Origin of the sequence: Escherichia sp. S10b (assembly GCF_028421345.1) — a bacterium.
Lineage (GTDB): Bacteria > Pseudomonadota > Gammaproteobacteria > Enterobacterales > Enterobacteriaceae > ECMA0423.
This window is the reverse complement of record NZ_JAHZSO010000039.1, coordinates 14,997-38,749: the sequence shown is the minus strand read 5'-3', so window position 1 is coordinate 38,749 and position 23,753 is coordinate 14,997. Positions and strand designations below refer to the sequence as shown.

Annotated in this window: 19 protein-coding genes; 16 read left to right on the top strand and 3 right to left on the bottom strand. The window is 51.9% G+C overall.

Going from position 1 to position 23,753, the window contains the following annotated elements; all coding sequences use genetic code 11:
- Positions 1 to 255: 255 nt before the first annotated feature.
- The 3 genes from dapD to map form a co-directional block, all read right to left on the bottom strand.
- On the bottom strand, positions 256 to 1,080 hold the full coding sequence (dapD, locus tag FTE26_RS03590; RefSeq protein WP_001186650.1) for a 2,3,4,5-tetrahydropyridine-2,6-dicarboxylate N-succinyltransferase: 825 nt from the start codon (positions 1,078 to 1,080) through the stop codon (positions 256 to 258).
- 30 nt (positions 1,081 to 1,110) lie between these two features.
- Positions 1,111 to 3,783: a bifunctional uridylyltransferase/uridylyl-removing protein GlnD gene (gene glnD, locus FTE26_RS03585; RefSeq protein WP_001094571.1), complete on the bottom strand. Its 2,673-nt coding sequence runs from the start codon at positions 3,781 to 3,783 to the stop codon at positions 1,111 to 1,113.
- A gap of 61 nt (positions 3,784 to 3,844) precedes the next feature.
- A complete protein-coding gene (gene map, locus FTE26_RS03580; protein ID WP_001018194.1) occupies positions 3,845 to 4,639 on the bottom strand; it encodes a type I methionyl aminopeptidase in 795 nt (264 codons plus the stop codon).
- Between the two features lie 367 nt (positions 4,640 to 5,006).
- On the opposite strand from map, the gene rpsB reads away from it, so the two are divergent.
- The 16 genes from rpsB to dnaE all read left to right on the top strand — a co-directional run bounded on the left by rpsB (position 5,007) and on the right by dnaE (position 23,741).
- Positions 5,007 to 5,732, top strand: a complete 726-nt coding sequence (gene rpsB, locus FTE26_RS03575; protein WP_000246884.1) for a 30S ribosomal protein S2 — start codon at positions 5,007 to 5,009, stop codon at positions 5,730 to 5,732.
- A gap of 257 nt (positions 5,733 to 5,989) precedes the next feature.
- Positions 5,990 to 6,841, top strand: a complete 852-nt coding sequence (tsf, locus tag FTE26_RS03570; RefSeq protein WP_000818114.1) for a translation elongation factor Ts — start codon at positions 5,990 to 5,992, stop codon at positions 6,839 to 6,841.
- 146 nt (positions 6,842 to 6,987) lie between these two features.
- Positions 6,988 to 7,713 (top strand): UMP kinase, encoded by a 726-nt coding sequence (pyrH, locus tag FTE26_RS03565; protein ID WP_000224573.1) that lies wholly within the window; start codon positions 6,988 to 6,990, stop codon positions 7,711 to 7,713.
- Positions 7,714 to 8,004: 291 nt separating this feature from the next.
- Positions 8,005 to 8,562 carry a ribosome recycling factor gene (frr, locus tag FTE26_RS03560; protein WP_000622418.1) on the top strand — a complete coding sequence of 186 codons (558 nt, stop codon included), beginning with the start codon at positions 8,005 to 8,007 and terminating at the stop codon, positions 8,560 to 8,562.
- Between the two features lie 91 nt (positions 8,563 to 8,653).
- Positions 8,654 to 9,850, top strand: coding sequence for a 1-deoxy-D-xylulose-5-phosphate reductoisomerase (ispC, locus tag FTE26_RS03555; RefSeq protein WP_000811923.1), 1,197 nt, complete (start codon positions 8,654 to 8,656; stop codon positions 9,848 to 9,850).
- A 188-nt stretch (positions 9,851 to 10,038) separates the two neighbouring features.
- Positions 10,039 to 10,797, top strand: a complete 759-nt coding sequence (gene ispU / locus FTE26_RS03550) for a (2E,6E)-farnesyl-diphosphate-specific ditrans,polycis-undecaprenyl-diphosphate synthase (RefSeq protein ID WP_001295562.1) — start codon at positions 10,039 to 10,041, stop codon at positions 10,795 to 10,797.
- 12 nt (positions 10,798 to 10,809) lie between these two features.
- Entirely contained in the window at positions 10,810 to 11,667 is an 858-nt protein-coding gene (cdsA, locus tag FTE26_RS03545; RefSeq protein WP_000922446.1) for a phosphatidate cytidylyltransferase, read from the top strand.
- An 11-nt stretch (positions 11,668 to 11,678) separates the two neighbouring features.
- Positions 11,679 to 13,031 carry a sigma E protease regulator RseP gene (gene rseP, locus FTE26_RS03540; RefSeq protein WP_001325807.1) on the top strand — a complete coding sequence of 451 codons (1,353 nt, stop codon included), beginning with the start codon at positions 11,679 to 11,681 and terminating at the stop codon, positions 13,029 to 13,031.
- A 29-nt stretch (positions 13,032 to 13,060) separates the two neighbouring features.
- Positions 13,061 to 15,493 (top strand): outer membrane protein assembly factor BamA, encoded by a 2,433-nt coding sequence (gene bamA / locus FTE26_RS03535; RefSeq protein WP_001240896.1) that lies wholly within the window; start codon positions 13,061 to 13,063, stop codon positions 15,491 to 15,493.
- Between the two features lie 121 nt (positions 15,494 to 15,614).
- Positions 15,615 to 16,100: a molecular chaperone Skp gene (skp, locus tag FTE26_RS03530; RefSeq protein WP_000758956.1), complete on the top strand. Its 486-nt coding sequence runs from the start codon at positions 15,615 to 15,617 to the stop codon at positions 16,098 to 16,100.
- A 3-nt stretch (positions 16,101 to 16,103) separates the two neighbouring features.
- Positions 16,104 to 17,129, top strand: coding sequence for a UDP-3-O-(3-hydroxymyristoyl)glucosamine N-acyltransferase (gene lpxD / locus FTE26_RS03525; protein ID WP_001139279.1), 1,026 nt, complete (start codon positions 16,104 to 16,106; stop codon positions 17,127 to 17,129).
- A gap of 104 nt (positions 17,130 to 17,233) precedes the next feature.
- Positions 17,234 to 17,689 (top strand): 3-hydroxyacyl-ACP dehydratase FabZ, encoded by a 456-nt coding sequence (fabZ, locus tag FTE26_RS03520; protein WP_000210739.1) that lies wholly within the window; start codon positions 17,234 to 17,236, stop codon positions 17,687 to 17,689.
- A 3-nt stretch (positions 17,690 to 17,692) separates the two neighbouring features.
- Positions 17,693 to 18,481, top strand: a complete 789-nt coding sequence (lpxA, locus tag FTE26_RS03515) for an acyl-ACP--UDP-N-acetylglucosamine O-acyltransferase (RefSeq protein WP_000565966.1) — start codon at positions 17,693 to 17,695, stop codon at positions 18,479 to 18,481.
- Positions 18,481 to 19,629 (top strand): lipid-A-disaccharide synthase, encoded by a 1,149-nt coding sequence (gene lpxB, locus FTE26_RS03510; RefSeq protein WP_000139659.1) that lies wholly within the window; start codon positions 18,481 to 18,483, stop codon positions 19,627 to 19,629. Before lpxA ends, lpxB begins: the two co-directional genes overlap by 1 nt.
- Positions 19,626 to 20,222, top strand: a complete 597-nt coding sequence (rnhB, locus tag FTE26_RS03505) for a ribonuclease HII (protein WP_000569429.1) — start codon at positions 19,626 to 19,628, stop codon at positions 20,220 to 20,222. The genes lpxB and rnhB overlap by 4 nt, the downstream gene beginning before the upstream one ends.
- A gap of 36 nt (positions 20,223 to 20,258) precedes the next feature.
- Entirely contained in the window at positions 20,259 to 23,741 is a 3,483-nt protein-coding gene (gene dnaE / locus FTE26_RS03500) for a DNA polymerase III subunit alpha (protein WP_001294774.1), read from the top strand.
- Positions 23,742 to 23,753 lie beyond the last annotated feature (12 nt).

Genomic DNA, 23,753 nt, shown 5'->3' with positions numbered 1-23,753 from the left:
CCGGCTCGACTGTGATCGCAGAAAGCCTTTTTCTTCCAGACTTCTATCATGGCGTAAAAATCAAAAAATTACCTGCTTTATTGTGGCGATATTCCATGGGATGGATTAACACATTTATCTTCGTTTTGCGAATTACATGACAGTCCGAAACAAGATGAAAAAGTATTTAAAAAAGGGGGGAAGAAGAATGAGTAGGACGAATTATTCTGAGCCAGAAAGCATACGGGCAGCATCATGCTGCCCGTATATGTACTCTTAATCGATGGTACGCAGCAGTTCGTTAATGCCGACTTTGCCGCGAGTTTTCGCGTCAACTTTCTTAACGATAACCGCACAGTAGAGGCTGTATTTGCCATCTTTCGACGGCAGATTACCTGAAACAACCACAGACCCCGCCGGAACGCGACCGTAGTGGATTTCGCCGGTTTCACGGTCGTAAATACGGGTGCTCTGACCAATGTATACGCCCATAGAGATGACGGAACCTTCTTCGACAATCACCCCTTCAACCACTTCGGAGCGTGCGCCAATGAAGCAGTTATCTTCAATAATGGTCGGGTTAGCCTGCAGCGGCTCCAGCACGCCGCCGATGCCCACGCCACCGGAAAGGTGGACGTTTTTACCAATCTGCGCACAAGAACCGACGGTCGCCCAGGTATCAACCATCGTGCCTTCATCAACATATGCGCCGATGTTGACGTAAGACGGCATCAGCACGGTGTTACGGGCAATAAATGCACCCTGACGTACCGCCGCTGGTGGCACAACGCGGAAGCCTTCTTTCTGAAAACGCGCTTCGTCGTAGTCGGCGAATTTCATCGGCACTTTATCGAAGTAGCGGCTTTCTGCCCCTTCGATCACCTGATTATCATTAATACGGAAAGAGAGCAGCACCGCTTTTTTCAACCACTGATGCGTCACCCACTGACCGTCAATTTTTTCCGCTACACGCAGTGCGCCGGAATCCAGCAGGGCGATCACCTGATTTACCGCTTCGCGGGTTACGGTGTCTGCATTGGCTGGCGTGATCTCGGCACGGCGTTCAAAAGCGGTTTCAATAATGTTCTGTAACTGCTGCATTGTTAAACTCTTTTCATATCAGTAAACACATCACCCTTTATCGTTTGGATTGAGGGCCTCTGTCAACCGCTGATGCACTTCCTGCTGCAACTCGTTATTAAGTGCACGCCGGTCAGCGGTGGCAATTATGAATAAATCTTCTACTCGCTCGCCAATGGTTGTAATTCGGGCACCATGAAGCGAAATTCCCAGATCGGCAAAAATTTTCCCGACTCTCGCCAGCAGTCCTGGCTGGTCGAGCGCGATAAGCTCAAGGAACGATTTGCGGTCGGTATGGGTCGGCAAAAACGTTACTTCGGTTTCAACAGTAAAATGGCGTAATTTGGCGGGTTGGCGACGGGGCTGCGGTGGCTGCCAGCTACTTTGCGTCAGTACTTGCTCCAGACCAAACCGAATAACCTCATGACGATCTGCGGACAGCGGGCTGCCATCGGGTTCCAGCACGATAAAGGTATCCATCGCCATACCGTCGCGAGTGGTGAAAATTTGTGCGTCGTGAACACTTAAATTGCGGCGGTCTAATTCGGCACAGACGGCGGCAAACAGATAGGGGCGGTCCGGGCTCCAGATAAAAATCTCGGTGCCTCCACGCGTAGCCTGCGGGCTAAGCAATACCAGCGGTTTGCTTAAATCATGCTGTAATAAATGGCGGGCATGCCAGGCCAGTTGATTTGGGCTATGGCGGACAAAATAGTTAGCACGACAGCGTGACCAAATTTGGTGCAGCGCCTCTTCGTCGATGTTATCCATGCGCAGTAGTGCCAGTGCCTGGAGTTGGTGATGGCGAACCCGTTCGCGCATATCCGGCGTGTTTTGCATTCCGCGTCGTAGCTGCTTTTCGGTGGCAAAATAGAGTTCGCGCAACAGACTTTGCTTCCAGCTATTCCACAGCGTTTCGTTGGTGGCGCAAATGTCAGCCACTGTCAGGCATACCAGATAGCGCAGACGATTTTCCGTTTGAACTTCTTCGGCAAACTGCTTGATGACTTCAGGGTCCTGAATATCGCGGCGTTGTGCTGTCACCGACATCAGCAAGTGCTGGCGAACCAGCCAGGCAACCAGCTGTGTTTCGCGTGAGTTCAGCCCGTGGAGTTCTGCAAAATGCACTACATCCTGAGCACCGAGAATGGAGTGGTCGCCGCCGCGTCCTTTGGCGATATCGTGAAACAGCGCGGCGATGAAAATCAGCTCAGTTGACGGCAGGCGCGGCCAGACGTCCACACACAACGGATGGCGCTGGCGCGTTTCTTCACTGGCAAAACTCTCCAGTTTCAGCATCACGCGGATAGTATGTTCATCCACCGTGTAGGCGTGGAACAGATCAAACTGCATCTGCCCGACGATATGCGACCATTGCGGCATATACGCGCCGAGCACGCTATGGCGATGCATTGGCAATAGCCCGCGCCGCACCGCTCCGGGGTGACGCAGAATGCTCAAAAACAGTTTTCGTGCTTCCGGAATATTACACAGCGGTTGTTGCAGATGGCGACGGGCATGGCGTAACTGGCGCAGCGTGGTGGAGTAAATGCCGGTGATCGCACTGTTGCGCACCATGGTGTAGAACATACGCAAGATGGCTTCCGGCTGGCGCATAAATAGTGTTTCATCACGCAGGTCGATTAGCGTACCGCGTAGCTGAAACTCATCGTCGATTGGACGTGGTTTTTCGTCGGCGGGAAGGGCGAGGATGGCTTCATCGAACAGTTGCAGCAGCATCTGGTTGAGTTCACTGACGCGGCGTGTAACGCGGAAGTAATCCTTCATCATCCGCTCGACCGGTTCGTTGCCTTCACCACTGTAATTCAGACGCTGAGCGACGCTAAGTTGGCGATCGAATAACAGACGATTATCGTAACGGCTGACGACCAGATGCAGGGCAAAGCGAATACGCCACAGTATATGCAGACATTCGTTTAATTCCGCCCGCTCCGCTGAGGTTAAGAAGCCAAACCCGACCATTTCATCCAGCGATGTTGCGCCAAAATGACGGCGGGCCACCCATTGCAGAGTGTGAATATCGCGCAAGCCGCCAGGGCTACTTTTGATGTCTGGTTCAAGGTTGTAGCTGGTGCCATGGTAACGCTGATGGCGCTGGTTCTGTTCTTCAACTTTCGCCGCGTAGAACTTGTCGGAAGGCCAGAATCCTTCGCTAAAAATATGTTTTTGCAGTTCGAGGAAGAGCGCAACATCGCCAATTAATAAGCGGGATTCGATTAAATTGGTGGCGACGGTTAAATCCGATAACCCTTCCAGCATGCACTCTTCAAGCGTGCGCACACTATGACCGACTTCCAGCTTTACATCCCAGAGCAGCGTTAACAGCTCGCCCACTTTTTGCGCCTGATCGTCCGGGAGCTTTTTACGGCTTAAAATCAGTAAATCGATGTCAGAAAGTGGATGCAGCTCGCCACGACCGTAGCCACCGACGGCGACCAATGCCAGGTCGGCAATCTGGCTGAATCCCGCTTCAATCCATAATCGTTGCAGGAGCTGGTCGATAAACTCGGTGCGCGCCTCAATCAACTGTTCTGCAGAGATCCCATTGTCAAAGGCATCACCCAGCCAACGCTGGAAAGTATCGATATGGGCTTTTATCCCACCGACGGTTAATTCATCACGGGGCCAGACGCATGGATTTTGCGGTTGACCGGGCAGGGTGGGGAGAGCGGTGTTTGCGTACTGTTCTGGAAGGGTATTCATTGTGCGCCACCCATAAGATTAAATTATCGCATTAAAAAAGCCGGCATTCGCCGGCTTCATCTTATTCGTCGTGCGAGATTATCGCCGGGATGGTGTCATCCTTGCGTAGCGTCAAAATTTCGCAGCCGTTATCAGTCACCACAATAGTATGCTCATATTGTGCAGACAAGCTGCGATCTTTGGTTTTTACCGTCCAGCCATCTTTCATGGTGCGGATCTCTTTTTTACCCGCGTTGACCATTGGCTCAATGGTGAACGTCATCCCAGGTTTCAGTACGACGTTGGTTTCACGGGAGTCATAGTGCAGCACCTGCGGTTCTTCATGGAAGCCGCGACCAATACCGTGTCCACAATATTCACGAACGACGGAGAAGCCTTCTGCTTCGACAAACTTCTGAATCGCCGCACCGATTTCGCGCAGGTTAATGCCTGGTTTGACCATGCGCAGCGCCAGGTACAGGCTTTCTTGCGTGATGCGGCACAGACGTTCGCCCATGATGGTCGGCTTACCGACGATAAACATTTTCGAGGTATCGCCGTGGAAACCATCTTTGATTACGGTGACATCAATGTTAACGATATCGCCATCTTTCAGCAGCTTAGCATCGTCCGGGATACCGTGGCACACCACTTCATTAATAGAGATGCAAACGGATTTCGGATAGCCGTGATAGCCGAGGCAGGCAGAAACCGCGTGTTGTTCATTAACAATGTAATCATTACAGATGCGATCCAGCTCGCCGGTGCTGACGCCCGGTTTAACATACGGTTCGATCATCTCCAGCACTTCGGCAGCCAGTCGGCCAGCGACGCGCATTTTTTCGATATCTTCTGGGGTCTTGATTGAGATAGCCATTAATTCTGTCCATCAGCGTCGGTGATACCGACAATATATATGTAAGTGCCGTCAATGGTATCACACCCGGGCAAATTGAGAATCATTCTGAATTTCGCCAAACGTGCCACTGAAGGTTTTCTATAATAGAAAATTCGACATCTGATGCTGTACACAGCGCCAACAATTATTGGTGTCCATGACGTATTTGTGGTATAAAGCGCGCCGGACTTCCGATCCATTTCGTATACACAGACTGGACGGAAGCGACAATCTCACTTTGTGTAACAACACACACGTATCGGCACATATTCCGGGGTGCCCTTTGGGGTCGGTAATATGGGATACGTGGAGGCATAACCCCAACTTTTATATAGAGGTTTTAATCATGGCAACTGTTTCCATGCGCGACATGCTCAAGGCTGGTGTTCACTTCGGTCACCAGACCCGTTACTGGAACCCGAAAATGAAGCCGTTCATCTTCGGTGCGCGTAACAAAGTTCACATCATCAACCTTGAGAAAACTGTACCGATGTTCAACGAAGCTCTGGCTGAACTGAACAAGATTGCTTCTCGCAAAGGTAAAATCCTTTTCGTTGGTACTAAACGCGCTGCAAGCGAAGCGGTGAAAGACGCTGCTCTGAGCTGCGACCAGTTCTTCGTGAACCATCGCTGGCTGGGCGGTATGCTGACTAACTGGAAAACCGTTCGTCAGTCCATCAAACGTCTGAAAGACCTGGAAACTCAGTCTCAGGACGGTACTTTCGAAAAGCTGACCAAGAAAGAAGCGCTGATGCGCACTCGTGAGCTGGAGAAACTGGAAAACAGCCTGGGCGGTATCAAAGACATGGGCGGTCTGCCGGACGCTCTGTTTGTAATCGATGCTGACCACGAACACATTGCTATCAAAGAAGCAAACAACCTGGGTATTCCGGTATTTGCTATCGTTGATACCAACTCTGATCCGGACGGTGTTGACTTCGTTATCCCGGGTAACGACGACGCAATCCGTGCTGTGACCCTGTACCTGGGCGCTGTTGCTGCAACCGTACGTGAAGGCCGTTCTCAGGATCTGGCTTCCCAGGCGGAAGAAAGCTTCGTAGAAGCTGAGTAATAAGGCTTGATAACTCCCCCAAAATAGTTCGAGTTGCAGAAAGGCGGCAAGCTCGAGAATTCCCGGGAGCTTACATCAGTAAGTGACCGGGATGAGCGAGCGAAGATAACGCATCTGCGGCGCGAAATATGAAGGGGGAGAGCCCTTATAGACCAGGTAGTACACGTTTGGTTAGGGGGCCTGCATATGGCCCCCTTTTTCACTTTTATATCTGTGCGGTTTAATGCCGGGCAGATCACATCTCCGAGGATTTTAGAATGGCTGAAATTACCGCATCCCTGGTAAAAGAGCTGCGTGAGCGTACTGGCGCAGGCATGATGGATTGCAAAAAAGCACTGACTGAAGCTAACGGCGACATCGAGCTGGCAATCGAAAACATGCGTAAGTCCGGTGCTATTAAAGCAGCGAAAAAAGCAGGCAACGTTGCTGCTGACGGCGTGATCAAAACCAAAATCGACGGCAACTACGGCATCATTCTGGAAGTTAACTGCCAGACTGACTTCGTTGCAAAAGACGCTGGTTTCCAGGCGTTCGCAGACAAAGTTCTGGACGCAGCTGTTGCTGGCAAAATCACTGACGTTGAAGTTCTGAAAGCACAGTTCGAAGAAGAACGTGTTGCGCTGGTAGCGAAAATTGGTGAAAACATCAACATTCGCCGCGTTGCTGCGCTGGAAGGCGACGTTCTGGGTTCTTATCAGCACGGTGCGCGTATCGGCGTTCTGGTTGCTGCTAAAGGCGCTGACGAAGAGCTGGTTAAACACATCGCTATGCACGTTGCTGCAAGCAAGCCAGAATTCATCAAACCAGAAGACGTATCCGCTGAAGTGGTAGAAAAAGAATACCAGGTACAGCTGGATATCGCGATGCAGTCTGGTAAGCCGAAAGAAATCGCAGAGAAAATGGTTGAAGGCCGCATGAAGAAATTCACCGGCGAAGTTTCTCTGACCGGTCAGCCGTTCGTTATGGAACCAAGCAAAACTGTTGGTCAGCTGCTGAAAGAGCATAACGCTGAAGTGACTGGCTTCATCCGCTTCGAAGTGGGTGAAGGCATCGAGAAAGTTGAGACTGACTTTGCAGCAGAAGTTGCTGCGATGTCCAAGCAGTCTTAATTATCAAAAAGGAGCCGCCTGAGGGCGGCTTCTTTTTGTGCCCATCTTGTAAATTCAGCTAACCCTTGTGGGGCTGCGCTGAAAAGCGACGTACAATGTCGCTAGTATTAATTCATTTCAATCGTTGACAGTCTCAGGAAAGAAACATGGCTACCAATGCAAAACCCGTCTATAAACGCATTCTGCTTAAGTTGAGTGGCGAAGCTCTGCAGGGCACTGAAGGCTTCGGTATTGATGCAAGCATACTGGATCGTATGGCTCAGGAAATCAAAGAACTGGTTGAACTGGGTATTCAGGTTGGTGTGGTGATTGGTGGGGGTAACCTGTTCCGTGGCGCTGGTCTGGCGAAAGCGGGTATGAACCGCGTTGTGGGCGACCACATGGGGATGCTGGCGACCGTAATGAACGGCCTGGCAATGCGTGATGCACTGCACCGCGCCTATGTGAACGCTCGTCTGATGTCCGCTATTCCATTGAATGGCGTGTGCGACAGCTACAGCTGGGCAGAAGCTATCAGCCTGTTGCGCAACAACCGTGTGGTGATCCTCTCCGCCGGTACAGGTAACCCGTTCTTTACCACCGACTCAGCAGCTTGCCTGCGTGGTATCGAAATTGAAGCCGATGTGGTGCTGAAAGCAACCAAAGTTGACGGCGTGTTTACCGCTGATCCGGCGAAAGATCCAACCGCAACCATGTACGAGCAACTGACTTACAGCGAAGTGCTGGAAAAAGAGCTGAAAGTCATGGACCTGGCGGCCTTCACGCTGGCTCGTGACCATAAATTACCGATTCGTGTTTTCAATATGAACAAACCGGGTGCGCTGCGCCGTGTGGTAATGGGTGAAAAAGAAGGGACTTTAATCACGGAATAATTCCCGTGATGGATAAATAAGGGTAAGATTCCGCGTAAGTATCGCGGGGGCGTAAGTCTGGTTATAAGGCGTTATTGTTGCAGGCAGTTTGGTCACGGCCAGCGCGCAGCAACCGGAGCGTACAAAAGTACGTGAGGATGGCGAGCACTGCTCGGGGCCAAAATGGCAAATAAAATAGCCTAATAATCCAGACGATTACCCGTAATATGTTTAATCAGGGCTATACTTAGCACACTTCCACTGTGTGTGACTGTCTGGTCTGACTGAGACAAGTTTTCAAGGATTCGTAACGTGATTAGCGATATCAGAAAAGATGCTGAAGTACGCATGGACAAATGCGTAGAAGCGTTCAAAACCCAAATCAGCAAAATACGCACGGGTCGTGCTTCTCCCAGCCTGCTGGATGGCATTGTCGTGGAATATTACGGCACGCCGACGCCGCTGCGTCAGCTGGCAAGCGTAACGGTAGAAGATTCCCGTACTCTGAAAATCAACGTGTTTGATCGTTCAATGTCTCCGGCCGTTGAAAAAGCGATTATGGCGTCCGATCTTGGCCTGAACCCGAACTCTGCGGGTAGCGACATCCGTGTTCCGCTGCCGCCGCTGACGGAAGAACGTCGTAAAGATCTGACCAAAATCGTTCGTGGTGAAGCAGAACAAGCGCGTGTTGCAGTACGTAACGTGCGTCGTGACGCGAACGACAAAGTGAAAGCACTGTTGAAAGATAAAGAGATCAGCGAAGACGACGATCGCCGTTCTCAGGACGATGTACAGAAACTGACTGATGCTGCAATCAAGAAAATTGAAGCGGCGCTGGCAGACAAAGAAGCAGAACTGATGCAGTTCTGATTTCTTGAACGACAAAAACGCCGCTCAGTAGATCCTTGCGGATCGGCTGGCGGCGTTTTGCTTTTTATTCTGTCTCAACTCTGGATGTTTCATGAAGCAACTCACCATTCTGGGCTCGACCGGCTCGATTGGTTGCAGCACGCTGGACGTGGTGCGCCATAATCCCGAACACTTCCGCGTAGTTGCGCTGGTGGCAGGCAAAAATGTCACTCGCATGGTAGAACAGTGCCTGGAATTCTCTCCCCGCTATGCCGTAATGGACGATGAAGCGAGTGCGAAACTTCTTAAAACGATGCTACAGCAACAGGGTAGCCGCACCGAAGTCTTAAGTGGGCAACAAGCCGCTTGCGATATGGCAGCGCTTGAGGATGTTGATCAGGTGATGGCAGCCATTGTTGGCGCTGCTGGGCTGTTACCTACGCTTGCTGCGATCCGCGCGGGTAAAACCATTTTGCTGGCCAATAAAGAATCACTGGTTACCTGCGGACGTCTGTTTATGGACGCCGTAAAGCAGAGCAAAGCGCAATTGTTACCGGTCGATAGCGAACATAACGCCATTTTTCAGAGTTTACCGCAACCTATCCAGCATAATCTGGGATACGCTGACCTTGAGCAAAATGGCGTGGTGTCCATTTTACTTACCGGGTCTGGTGGCCCTTTCCGTGAGACGCCATTGCGCGATTTGGCAACAATGACGCCGGATCAAGCCTGCCGTCATCCGAACTGGTCGATGGGGCGTAAAATTTCTGTCGATTCGGCTACCATGATGAACAAAGGTCTGGAATACATTGAAGCGCGTTGGCTGTTTAACGCCAGCGCCAGCCAGATGGAAGTGCTGATTCACCCGCAGTCAGTGATTCACTCAATGGTGCGCTATCAGGACGGCAGTGTTCTGGCGCAGCTGGGGGAACCGGATATGCGTACGCCAATTGCCCACACCATGGCATGGCCGAATCGCGTGAACTCTGGCGTGAAGCCGCTCGATTTTTGCAAACTAAGTGCGTTGACATTTGCCGCACCGGATTATGATCGTTATCCATGCCTGAAACTGGCGATGGAGGCGTTCGAACAAGGTCAGGCAGCGACGACAGCATTGAATGCCGCAAACGAAATCACCGTTGCTGCTTTTCTTGCGCAACAAATCCGCTTTACGGATATCGCTGCGTTGAATTTATCCGTACTGGAAAAAATGGATATGCGCGAACCACAATGTGTGGACGATGTGTTATCTGTTGATGCGAACGCGCGTGAAGTCGCCAGAAAAGAGGTGATGCGTCTCGCAAGCTGAGGATAATCCGGCTACAGAGAGTCGCGCTATTTGTTAGCGTAGGGCTTCAGTGATATAGTCTGCGCCATCTGATCGTAAGTAGTTGGCTTTATAAGGTCAGGTATGCCGTGGTTTTACACGGCTTTTTTTTGTATAGGCTTCAGTATTCCTGAGTACCGTAAACCCTGTCAGGGAATAAAAAACGCGTGATGTTGTCTGCTACTCAACCACTTAGCGAAAAATTGCCAGCGCATGGCTGCCGTCATGTTGCGATCATTATGGACGGCAATGGTCGCTGGGCAAAAAAGCAAGGGAAGATTCGTGCCTTTGGGCATAAAGCCGGGGCAAAATCCGTCCGCCGGGCTGTCTCTTTTGCGGCCAACAACGGTATTGAGGCGTTAACGCTGTATGCCTTTAGTAGTGAAAACTGGAACCGACCAGCGCAGGAAGTCAGTGCGTTAATGGAACTGTTTGTGTGGGCGCTCGATAGCGAAGTAAAAAGTCTGCACCGACATAACGTGCGTCTGCGTATTATTGGCGATACCAGTCGCTTTAACTCGCGTTTGCAAGAACGTATTCGTAAATCTGAAGCGCTAACAGCCGGGAATACCGGTCTGACGCTGAATATTGCGGCGAACTACGGTGGACGTTGGGATATAGTCCAGGGAGTCAGGCAACTGGCTGAAAAGGTGCAGCAAGGAAACCTGCAACCAGATCAGATAGATGAAGAGATGCTAAACCAGCATGTCTGTATGCATGAACTGGCCCCTGTAGATTTAGTAATTAGGACTGGGGGGGAGCATCGCATTAGTAACTTTTTGCTTTGGCAAATTGCCTATGCCGAACTTTACTTTACAGATGTTCTCTGGCCCGATTTCGATGAACAAGACTTTGAAGGGGCGTTAAATGCCTTTGCTAATCGAGAGCGTCGTTTCGGCGGCACCGAGCCCGGTGATGAAACAGCCTGATGGGGGTCGCTTTTGCTGAAGTATCGCCTGATATCTGCTTTTGTGTTAATACCCGTCGTCATCGCGGCGTTGTTTCTGTTGCCGCCGGTGGGGTTCGCCATCGTAACGCTGGTGGTCTGCATGCTGGCAGCGTGGGAATGGGGACAGCTTAGCGGTTTTACCACTCGTTCGCAGCGAGTATGGTTGGCGGTGTTATGCGGGTTATTGTTGGCGCTGATGCTTTTTCTGTTGCCGGAATATCACCGAAATATTCATCAACCGCTGGTTGAAATCTCACTTTGGGCTTCGCTGGGTTGGTGGATTGTCGCGCTATTGCTGGTGCTGTTTTACCCAGGTTCCGCAGCAATCTGGCGTAACTCTAAAACATTGCGCCTTATTTTTGGCGTGCTAACCATTGTTCCCTTCTTCTGGGGCATGCTGGCGTTACGGGCCTGGCACTATGACGAGAATCATTACAGTGGCGCAATATGGCTGCTCTATGTCATGATCCTGGTATGGGGCGCTGACTCCGGCGCATATATGTTTGGCAAATTGTTTGGTAAACATAAGCTGGCACCGAAGGTTTCTCCGGGTAAAACCTGGCAAGGCTTTATAGGTGGACTAGCGACCGCAGCGGTAATTTCATGGGGTTATGGCATGTGGGCGAATCTCGACGTCGCTCCCGTCACCTTACTCATTTGCTCTATTGTCGCAGCGTTAGCCTCAGTGCTCGGCGATCTGACCGAGAGTATGTTTAAGCGTGAAGCAGGAATTAAGGACAGCGGTCATTTAATTCCAGGACACGGTGGTATTTTAGATCGTATTGATAGCCTGACGGCTGCGGTACCGGTCTTTGCTTGCTTGTTGTTACTGGTATTCAGGACGCTTTAACGGAAGGTAATATGCTGAGTTTTCTCTGGGATTTGGCTTCGTTCATCGTTGCACTGGGTGTACTTATCACCGTGCATGAATTTGGTCATTTCTGGGTTGCCCGGCGTTGTGGTGTTCGCGTTGAGCGTTTCTCAATAGGGTTTGGTAAGGCGCTCTGGCGGCGAACTGATAAGCTCGGCACCGAATATGTTATCGCCCTGATCCCGCTGGGCGGTTATGTCAAAATGCTGGATGAGCGCGCAGAACCGGTCGTTCCGGAACTCCGCCACCATGCCTTCAATAATAAATCTGTTGGCCAACGAGCGGCGATTATTGCCGCAGGTCCGGTTGCAAACTTCATTTTTGCTATCTTAGCCTACTGGCTGGTTTTTATTATTGGTGTGCCTGGCGTACGTCCGGTGGTTGGTGAAATAGCAGCCAATTCGATAGCTGCGGAAGCACAAATTGCACCAGGTACGGAACTAAAAGCCGTAGATGGTATCGAAACGCCTGATTGGGATGCCGTGCGTTTGCAGTTGGTCGATAAAATTGGCGATGAAAGCACCACCATTACAGTAGCGCCATTTGGCAGCGACCAACGGCGGGATGTAAAGCTCGATTTACGTCACTGGGCGTTTGAGCCTGATAAAGAAGATCCGGTATCTTCGCTGGGGATTCGTCCTCGTGGGCCGCAAATTGAACCTGTACTGGAAAATGTGCAGCCAAACTCGGCGGCAAGCAAGGCAGGTTTGCAAGCAGGCGACAGGATCGTTAAAGTCGATGGTCAGCCCTTAACGCAGTGGGTGACCTTTGTGATGCTTGTCCGGGATAACCCGGGTAAATCCTTAGCGTTAGAAATCGAAAGGCAGGGGAGTCCCTTGTCTTTGACATTAATCCCGGAGAGTAAACCGGGTAATGGTAAAGCGATTGGTTTTGTCGGTATTGAGCCGAAAGTCATTCCTTTGCCAGATGAGTATAAAGTTGTACGCCAGTATGGGCCGTTCAACGCCATCGTCGAAGCCACGGACAAAACGTGGCAGCTGATGAAGCTGACGGTCAGTATGCTGGGAAAATTGATCACCGGTGATGTGAAACTGAACAACCTCAGTGGGCCGATCTCTATCGCCAAGGGGGCTGGGATGACAGCGGAACTCGGGGTAGTTTATTACCTGCCGTTTCTTGCGCTTATTAGCGTGAACTTAGGGATAATTAACCTGTTTCCGTTGCCCGTACTAGACGGGGGGCATCTGCTGTTCCTTGCGATCGAAAAGATCAAGGGCGGACCGGTATCCGAGCGGGTTCAAGACTTTTGTTATCGCATTGGCTCGATTCTGCTGGTGCTGTTAATGGGGCTTGCACTTTTCAATGATTTCTCTCGGTTATGAGAGTTAGTTAGGAAGAACGCATAATAACGATGGCGATGAAAAAGTTGCTCATAGCGTCGCTGCTGTTTAGCAGCGCCACCGTATACGGTGCTGAAGGGTTCGTAGTGAAAGATATTCATTTCGAAGGCCTTCAGCGTGTCGCCGTTGGTGCGGCCCTCCTCAGTATGCCGGTGCGCACAGGCGACACGGTTAATGATGAAGATATCAGTAATACCATTCGCGCTCTGTTTGCTACCGGCAACTTTGAGGATGTTCGCGTCCTTCGTGATGGTGATACCCTTCTGGTTCAGGTAAAAGAACGTCCGACCATTGCCAGCATTACTTTCTCCGGTAACAAATCGGTGAAAGATGACATGCTGAAGCAAAACCTCGAGGCTTCTGGTGTGCGTGTGGGCGAATCCCTCGATCGCACCACCATTGCCGATATCGAGAAAGGTCTGGAAGACTTCTACTACAGCGTCGGTAAATATAGCGCCAGCGTAAAAGCTGTCGTGACCCCGCTGCCGCGCAACCGTGTTGACCTAAAACTGGTGTTCCAGGAAGGTGTGTCAGCTGAAATCCAGCAAATTAACATTGTTGGTAACCATGCTTTCACCACCGACGAACTGATCTCTCATTTCCAACTGCGTGACGAAGTGCCGTGGTGGAACGTGGTAGGCGATCGTAAATACCAGAAACAGAAACTGGCGGGCGACCTTGAAACCCTGCGCAGCTACTATCTGGATCGCGGTTATGCCCGTTTCAACATCGACTCTACCCAGGTCAGTCTGACGCCAGATAAAAAAGGTATTTACGTCACGGTGAACATTACCGAAGGCGATCAGTACAAGCTTTCTGGCGTTGAAGTGAGCGGCAACCTTGCCGGGCACTCCGCTGAAATTGAGCAGCTGACTAAGATCGAGCCGGGCGAGCTGTATAACGGCACCAAAGTGACCAAGATGGAAGATGACATCAAAAAGCTTCTCGGTCGCTATGGTTATGCCTATCCGCGCGTACAGTCGATGCCTGAAATTAACGATGCCGACAAAACCGTTAAATTACGCGTGAACGTTGATGCGGGTAACCGTTTCTACGTGCGTAAGATCCGTTTTGAAGGTAACGATACCTCGAAAGATGCCGTCCTGCGTCGCGAAATGCGTCAGATGGAAGGTGCATGGCTGGGAAGCGATCTGGTCGATCAGGGTAAGGAGCGTCTGAATCGTCTGGGCTTCTTTGAAACTGTCGATACCGATACCCAACGTGTTCCGGGTAGCCCGGACCAGGTAGATGTCGTCTACAAGGTAAAAGAGCGCAACACCGGTAGCTTCAACTTCGGGATTGGTTACGGTACTGAAAGTGGCGTGAGCTTCCAGGCTGGTGTGCAGCAGGATAACTGGTTAGGTACAGGTTATGCTGTTGGTATCAACGGGACCAAAAACGATTACCAGACCTATGCTGAACTGTCGGTAACCAACCCGTACTTCACTGTAGATGGTGTAAGCCTCGGTGGTCGTCTCTTCTATAATGACTTCCAGGCAGATGACGCCGACCTGTCCGACTATACCAACAAGAGTTATGGTACAGACGTGACGTTGGGCTTCCCGATCAACGAATATAACTCGCTGCGTGCAGGTCTGGGTTATGTACATAACTCCCTGTCCAACATGCAGCCTCAGGTTGCGATGTGGCGTTATCTGTACTCTATGGGTGAACATCCGAGCACCTCTGATCAGGATAATAGCTTCAAAACGGACGACTTCACGTTCAACTATGGTTGGACCTATAACAAGCTTGACCGTGGTTACTTCCCGACAGATGGTTCACGTGTCAACCTGACCGGTAAAGTGACCATTCCTGGATCGGATAACGAATACTACAAAGTGACGTTAGACACGGCGACTTATGTGCCGATCGATGACGATCACAAATGGGTTGTTCTGGGGCGTACCCGCTGGGGTTATGGTGATGGTTTAGGCGGCAAAGAGATGCCGTTCTACGAGAACTTCTATGCCGGTGGTTCCAGCACCGTGCGTGGCTTCCAGTCCAATACAATTGGTCCGAAAGCAGTTTACTTCCCGCATCAGGCCAGTAATTATGATCCGGACTATGATTACGAATGTGCGACTCAGGACGGCGCGAAAGACCTGTGTAAATCGGATGATGCTGTAGGCGGTAACGCCATGGCGGTTGCCAGCCTCGAGTTCATCACCCCGACGCCGTTTATTAGCGATAAGTATGCTAACTCGGTTCGTACTTCCTTCTTCTGGGATATGGGTACCGTTTGGGATACAAACTGGGATTCCAGCCAATATTCTGGATATCCGGACTATAGTGATCCAAGCAATATCCGTATGTCTGCGGGTATCGCATTACAATGGATGTCCCCATTGGGGCCGTTGGTGTTCTCCTACGCCCAGCCGTTCAAAAAGTACGATGGAGACAAGGCAGAACAGTTCCAGTTTAACATCGGTAAAACCTGGTAAGTGTTCTCCACAAAGGAATGTAGTGGTAGTGTAGCGATGACTTTAGGCGATCAATATAAGATCGCCGGGCCACGCAAAGAACTGCACCCTCCGGTGCAAATGGGATGGTAAGGAGTTTATTGTGAAAAAGTGGTTATTAGCTGCAGGTCTCGGTTTAGCACTGGCAACTTCTGCTCAGGCGGCTGACAAAATTGCAATCGTCAACATGGGCAGCCTGTTCCAGCAGGTAGCGCAGAAAACCGGTGTTTCTAACACGCTGGAAAATGAGTTCAAAGGCCGTGCCAGCGAACTGCAGCGTATGGAAACCGATCTGCAGGCTAAAATGAAAAAGCTGCAGTCCATGAAAGCGGGCAGCGATCGCACTAAGCTGGAAAAAGACGTGATGGCTCAGCGCCAGACTTTTGCTCAGAAAGCGCAGGCTTTTGAGCAGGATCGCGCACGTCGTTCCAACGAAGAACGCGGCAAACTGGTTACTCGTATCCAGACTGCTGTGAAATCCGTTGCCAACAGCCAGGATATCGATCTGGTTGTTGATGCAAACGCCGTTGCTTACAACAGCAGCGATGTAAAAGACATCACTGCCGACGTACTGAAACAGGTTAAATAAGTAATGCCTTCAATTCGACTGGCTGATTTAGCGCAGCAGTTGGATGCAGAACTACACGGTGATGGCGATATCGTCATCACCGGCGTTGCGTCCATGCAATCTGCACAAACAGGTCACATTACGTTCATGGTTAACCCAAAATACCGTGAGCATTTAGGCTTGTGCCAGGCGTCCGCGGTTGTCATGACCCAGGACGATCTTCCTTTCGCGAAAAGTGCCGCGCTGGTAGTGAAGAATCCCTACCTGACTTACGCGCGCATGGCGCAAATTTTAGATACCACGCCGCAGCCCGCGCAGAACATTGCACCCAGTGCGGTGATCGACGCGACGGCGAAGCTGGGTAACAACGTATCGATTGGCGCTAACGCGGTGATTGAGTCCGGCGTTGAACTGGGCGATAACGTGATTATCGGTGCCGGTTGCTTCGTAGGTAAAAACAGCAAAATCGGTGCAGGTTCGCGTCTCTGGGCGAACGTAACCATTTACCATGAGATCCAGATCGGTCAGAATTGCCTGATCCAGTCCGGAACAGTGGTAGGCGCAGACGGCTTTGGTTATGCCAACGATCGTGGTAACTGGGTGAAGATCCCACAGATTGGTCGCGTAATTATTGGCGATCGCGTGGAGATCGGTGCCTGCACAACCATCGATCGCGGCGCGCTGGATGACACTATTATTGGCAATGGCGTGATCATTGATAACCAGTGCCAGATTGCACATAACGTCGTGATTGGCGACAATACGGCGGTTGCCGGTGGCGTCATTATGGCGGGCAGCCTGAAAATTGGTCGTTACTGCATGATCGGCGGAGCCAGCGTAATCAACGGGCATATGGAAATATGCGACAAAGTGACGGTTACGGGCATGGGTATGGTGATGCGTCCCATCACTGAACCAGGCGTCTATTCCTCAGGCATTCCGCTGCAACCCAACAAAGTCTGGCGCAAAACCGCTGCACTGGTGATGAACATTGATGACATGAGCAAGCGTCTGAAATCGCTTGAGCGCAAGGTTAATCAACAAGACTAACGTTCCATCTTTTGTTCGCCAAACTTTACGGCCTGTCTCATTCTTACGATTGCGGCAGGCCGTGTTATTATTGTCGTTTCTTATATTTTGACAGGAAGAGTATCTTGACTACTAACACTCATACTCTGCAGATTGAAGAGATTTTAGAACTTCTGCCGCACCGTTTCCCTTTCTTACTGGTGGATCGCGTGCTGGATTTTGAAGAAGGTCGTTTCCTGCGCGCAGTAAAAAATGTCTCTGTCAATGAGCCATTCTTCCAGGGCCATTTCCCTGGAAAACCGATTTTCCCGGGTGTGCTGATTCTGGAAGCAATGGCACAGGCAACAGGTATTCTGGCGTTTAAAAGCGTAGGAAAACTGGAACCGGGTGAGCTGTACTATTTCGCTGGTATTGACGAAGCGCGCTTCAAGCGCCCGGTCGTGCCTGGCGATCAAATGATCATGGAAGTCACTTTCGAAAAAACGCGCCGCGGCCTGACCCGTTTTAAAGGGGTTGCTCTGGTCGACGGTAAAGTAGTTTGCGAAGCAACGATGATGTGTGCTCGTAGCCGGGAGGCCTGATACGTGATTGATAAATCCGCCTTTGTGCATCCAACCGCCATTGTGGAAGAGGGCGCGTCAATTGGCGCGAACGCACACATTGGTCCTTTTTGTATCGTTGGACCCCATGTCGAAATTGGTGAGGGTACCGTACTGAAATCTCACGTTGTCGTGAATGGTCATACTAAAATTGGCCGCGATAATGAGATTTATCAGTTCGCCTCCATCGGCGAAGTTAACCAGGATCTGAAATATGCTGGCGAACCGACCCGTGTGGAAATCGGCGATCGTAACCGCATTCGCGAAAGCGTCACCATTCATCGTGGCACAGTCCAGGGCGGTGGATTGACGAAGGTGGGCAGCGACAACTTACTGATGATCAACGCGCACATTGCGCACGATTGTACGGTAGGTAACCGCTGTATTCTCGCCAACAACGCAACGCTGGCGGGTCACGTATCGGTTGACGACTTCGCGATCATCGGCGGCATGACCGCAGTCCATCAGTTCTGCATCATTGGTGCGCACGTGATGGTTGGCGGCTGCTCCGGTGTGGCGCAGGACGTCCCTCCTTATGTCATTGCGCAGGGTAACCACGCAACGCCGTTCGGTGTCAATATCGAAGGGCTGAAGCGCCGCGGATTCAGCCGTGAGGCGATTACCGCTATCCGCAATGCGTATAAGCTGATTTATCGTAGCGGTAAAACGCTCGATGAAGTGAAACCGGAAATTGCTGAACTGGCGGAAACATATCCGGAAGTGAAAGCCTTTACCGATTTCTTTGCACGCTCAACGCGCGGTCTGATTCGTTAATGACTGAACAGCGTCCATTAACGATTGCCCTGGTCGCCGGAGAAACCTCCGGCGATATCCTGGGGGCCGGTTTAATCCGCGCTCTGAAAGAACGTGTGCCCAACGCCCGCTTTGTTGGTGTTGCCGGGCCACGAATGCAGGCTGAAGGCTGCGAAGCCTGGTACGAAATGGAAGAACTGGCGGTGATGGGCATTGTTGAAGTGCTCGGTCGTCTGCGTCGCTTACTGCATATTCGTGCCGATCTGACAAAGCGTTTTGGCGAACTGAAGCCAGATATTTTTGTTGGTATTGATGCGCCTGACTTCAATATTACTCTTGAAGGTAACCTCAAAAAGCAGGGTATCAAAACCATTCATTACGTCAGTCCATCCGTCTGGGCGTGGCGACAGAAACGCGTTTTCAAAATAGGCAGAGCCACCGATCTGGTGCTCGCATTTCTGCCTTTCGAAAAAGCGTTTTATGACAAATACAATGTACCGTGCCGCTTTATCGGTCATACCATGGCTGATGCCATGCCGTTAGATCCAGATAAAAATGCCGCCCGTGATGTGCTGGGGATCCCTCACGATGCCCACTGCCTGGCGTTGCTACCAGGGAGCCGTGGTGCAGAAGTTGAAATGCTTAGTGCCGATTTCCTGAAAACGGCCCAGCTTTTGCGCCAGACATATCCGGATCTCGAAATCGTGGTGCCACTGGTGAATGCCAAACGCCGCGAGCAGTTTGAACGCATCAAAGCTGAAGTCGCGCCAGACCTTTCAGTTCATTTGCTGGATGGGATGGGCCGTGAGGCGATGGTCGCCAGCGATGCGGCGCTACTGGCGTCGGGTACGGCAGCCCTGGAGTGTATGCTGGCGAAATGCCCGATGGTGGTGGGATATCGCATGAAGCCTTTTACCTTCTGGTTGGCGAAGCGGCTGGTGAAAACTGATTATGTCTCGCTGCCAAATCTGCTGGCGGGTAGAGAGTTAGTCAAAGAATTATTGCAGGAAGAGTGTGAGCCGCAAAAACTGGCTGCGGCGCTGTTACCGCTGTTGGCGAACGGGAAAACCAGCCACGCGATGCACGATACCTTCCGTGAACTGCATCAGCAGATCCGCTGCAATGCCGATGAGCAGGCGGCACAAGCCGTTCTGGAGTTAGCACAATGATCGAATTTGTTTATCCGCACACGCAGCTGGTTGCGGGTGTGGATGAAGTCGGACGCGGGCCGTTAGTTGGCGCGGTCGTCACCGCTGCGGTGATCCTTGACCCGGCGCGCCCGATTGCCGGGCTGAATGATTCCAAAAAGCTGAGCGAAAAACGCCGTCTGGCGCTCTATGAAGAGATCAAAGAGAAAGCGTTGAGCTGGAGTCTGGGCCGCGCGGAACCCCACGAAATCGACGAGCTGAACATTCTTCATGCGACCATGCTGGCGATGCAGCGTGCCGTCGCTGAGCTGCATATTGCGCCGGAATATGTGTTGATTGATGGTAACCGCTGCCCGAAATTACCGATGCCTGCGATGGCTGTGGTGAAAGGCGATAGCCGCGTACCGGAAATCAGTGCCGCGTCTATCCTGGCGAAAGTGACGCGTGACGCCGAAATGGCGGCGCTGGATATTGTTTTCCCGCAATATGGTTTTGCCCAACACAAAGGGTACCCAACCGCTTTTCATCTGGAAAAACTGGCTGAACACGGCGCGACCGAACACCATCGGCGCAGCTTTGGGCCTGTCAAACGCGCACTGGGACTTGCGTCCTGATTCTTGTGTCGAGATTAAGTAAACCGGAATCTGAAGATGTCTGAACCACGTTTCGTACACCTGCGGGTGCACAGCGACTACTCGATGATCGATGGCCTGGCCAAAACCGCACCGTTGGTAAAAAAGGCGGCGGCGTTGGGTATGCCAGCACTGGCGATCACCGATTTCACCAACCTTTGTGGTCTGGTGAAGTTCTACGGAGCGGGACATGGCGCAGGGATTAAGCCTATCGTCGGGGCAGATTTTAACGTCCAGTGCGACCTGCTGGGTGATGAGTTAACCCACCTGACGGTACTGGCGGCGAACAATACCGGCTATCAGAATCTGACGTTGCTGATCTCAAAAGCGTATCAGCGCGGGTACGGTGCCGCCGGGCCGATCATCGATCGCGACTGGCTTATCGAATTAAACGAAGGGTTGATCCTTCTTTCCGGCGGACGCATGGGCGACGTCGGACGCAGTCTTTTGCGTGGTAACAGCGCGCTGGTAGATGAGTGTGTCGCGTTTTATGAAGAACACTTCCCGGATCGCTATTTTCTCGAGCTGATCCGCACCGGCAGGCCGGATGAAGAAAGCTATCTGCACGCGGCGGTGGAACTGGCGGAAGCGCGCGGTTTGCCCGTCGTGGCGACCAACGACGTGCGCTTTATCGACAGCAGCGACTTTGACGCACACGAAATCCGCGTCGCGATCCACGACGGCTTTACCCTCGACGATCCTAAACGCCCGCGTAACTATTCGCCGCAGCAATATATGCGTAGCGAAGAGGAGATGTGTGAGCTGTTTGCCGACATCCCCGAAGCCCTTGCCAACACCGTTGAGATCGCCAAACGCTGTAACGTAACCGTGCGTCTTGGTGAATACTTCCTGCCGCAGTTCCCGACCGGGGACATGAGCACCGAAGATTATCTGGTCAAGCGTGCAAAAGAGGGCCTGGAAGAGCGTCTGGCCTTTTTATTCCCTGACGAGGAAGAACGTGTTAAGCGCCGCCCGGAATATGACGAACGTCTGGAGACTGAACTTCAGGTTATCAACCAGATGGGCTTCCCGGGCTACTTCCTCATCGTTATGGAATTTATCCAGTGGTCGAAAGATAACGGCGTACCGGTAGGGCCAGGCCGTGGCTCCGGTGCGGGTTCACTGGTGGCCTACGCGCTGAAAATCACCGACCTCGATCCGCTGGAATTTGACCTGCTGTTCGAACGTTTCCTTAACCCGGAACGTGTCTCCATGCCTGACTTCGACGTTGACTTCTGTATGGAGAAACGCGATCAGGTTATCGAGCACGTAGCGGACATGTACGGTCGTGATGCGGTATCGCAGATCATCACCTTCGGTACAATGGCGGCGAAAGCGGTGATCCGCGACGTAGGCCGCGTGCTGGGGCATCCGTACGGCTTTGTCGATCGTATCTCGAAACTGATCCCGCCCGATCCGGGGATGACGCTGGCGAAAGCGTTTGAAGCCGAGCCGCAGCTGCCGGAAATCTACGAAGCGGATGAAGAAGTTAAGGCGCTGATCGACATGGCGCGCAAACTGGAAGGGGTCACCCGTAACGCCGGTAAGCACGCCGGTGGGGTGGTTATCGCGCCGACCAAAATTACCGATTTTGCGCCGCTTTACTGCGATGAAGAGGGCAAACATCCGGTCACCCAGTTTGATAAAAGCGACGTTGAATACGCCGGACTGGTGAAGTTCGACTTCCTTGGTTTGCGTACGCTCACCATCATCAACTGGGCGCTGGAGATGATCAACAAGCGGCGGGCGAAGAATGGCGAGCCGCCGCTGGATATCGCCGCGATCCCGCTGGATGACAAGAAAAGCTTCGACATGCTGCAACGCTCGGAAACCACGGCGGTATTCCAGCTTGAATCGCGCGGCATGAAGGACCTGATCAAGCGTCTGCAACCTGACTGCTTCGAAGATATGATCGCACTGGTGGCGCTGTTCCGCCCAGGTCCGTTGCAATCAGGGATGGTGGATAACTTTATCGACCGTAAACATGGTCGCGAAGAGATCTCCTATCCGGACGTACAGTGGCAGCATGAAAGCCTGAAACCGGTACTGGAGCCAACCTACGGCATCATCCTGTATCAGGAACAGGTCATGCAGATTGCGCAGGTGCTTTCTGGTTATACCCTCGGTGGCGCGGATATGCTGCGTCGTGCGATGGGTAAGAAAAAGCCGGAAGAGATGGCTAAGCAGCGTTCTGTATTTGCTGAAGGTGCAGAAAAGAACGGAATCAACGCCGAACTGGCGATGAAAATCTTCGACCTGGTGGAGAAATTCGCTGGTTACGGATTTAACAAATCGCACTCTGCGGCCTATGCTTTGGTGTCATATCAAACGTTATGGCTGAAAGCGCACTATCCGGCGGAGTTTATGGCGGCGGTAATGACCGCCGATATGGACAACACCGAGAAGGTGGTGGGCCTGGTGGATGAGTGCTGGCGGATGGGGCTGAAAATCCTGCCACCAGATATAAACTCCGGTCTTTACCATTTCCACGTCAACGACGACGGCGAAATCGTGTATGGTATTGGCGCCATCAAAGGGGTAGGTGAAGGTCCGATTGAGGCCATCATCGAAGCCCGTAATAAAGGCGGCTACTTCCGCGAACTGTTTGATCTTTGCGCCCGTACCGACACCAAAAAGTTAAACCGGCGGGTGCTGGAAAAACTGATCATGTCCGGGGCGTTTGACCGTCTTGGACCACACCGCGCGGCACTGATGAACTCGCTGGGCGATGCGTTAAAAGCGGCAGATCAACACGCGAAAGCGGAAGCTATCGGTCAGGCCGATATGTTCGGCGTGCTGGCCGAAGAGCCGGAACAAATTGAACAATCCTACGCCAGCTGCCAACCGTGGCCGGAGCAGGTGGTATTAGATGGGGAACGTGAAACGTTAGGCCTGTACCTGACCGGACACCCTATCAACCAGTATTTAAAAGAGATTGAGCGTTATGTCGGAGGCGTAAGGCTGAAAGACATGCACCCGACAGAACGTGGTAAAGTCATCACGGCTGCGGGGCTCGTTGTTGCCGCGCGGGTTATGGTCACCAAGCGCGGCAATCGTATCGGTATCTGCACGCTGGATGACCGTTCCGGGCGGCTGGAAGTGATGTTGTTTACTGACGCCCTGGATAAATACCAGCAATTGCTGGAAAAAGACCGCATACTTATCGTCAGCGGACAGGTCAGCTTTGATGACTTCAGCGGTGGGCTTAAAATGACCGCTCGCGAAGTGATGGATATTGACGAAGCCCGGGAAAAATATGCTCGCGGGCTTGCTATCTCGCTGACGGACAGGCAAATTGATGACCAGCTTTTAAACCGACTCCGTCAGTCTCTGGAACCCCACCGCTCTGGGACAATTCCAGTACATCTCTACTATCAGAGGGCGGATGCACGCGCGCGGTTGCGTTTTGGCGCGACGTGGCGTGTCTCTCCGAGCGATCGTTTATTAAACGATCTCCGTGGCCTCATTGGTTCGGAGCAGGTGGAACTGGAGTTTGACTAATACAGGAATACT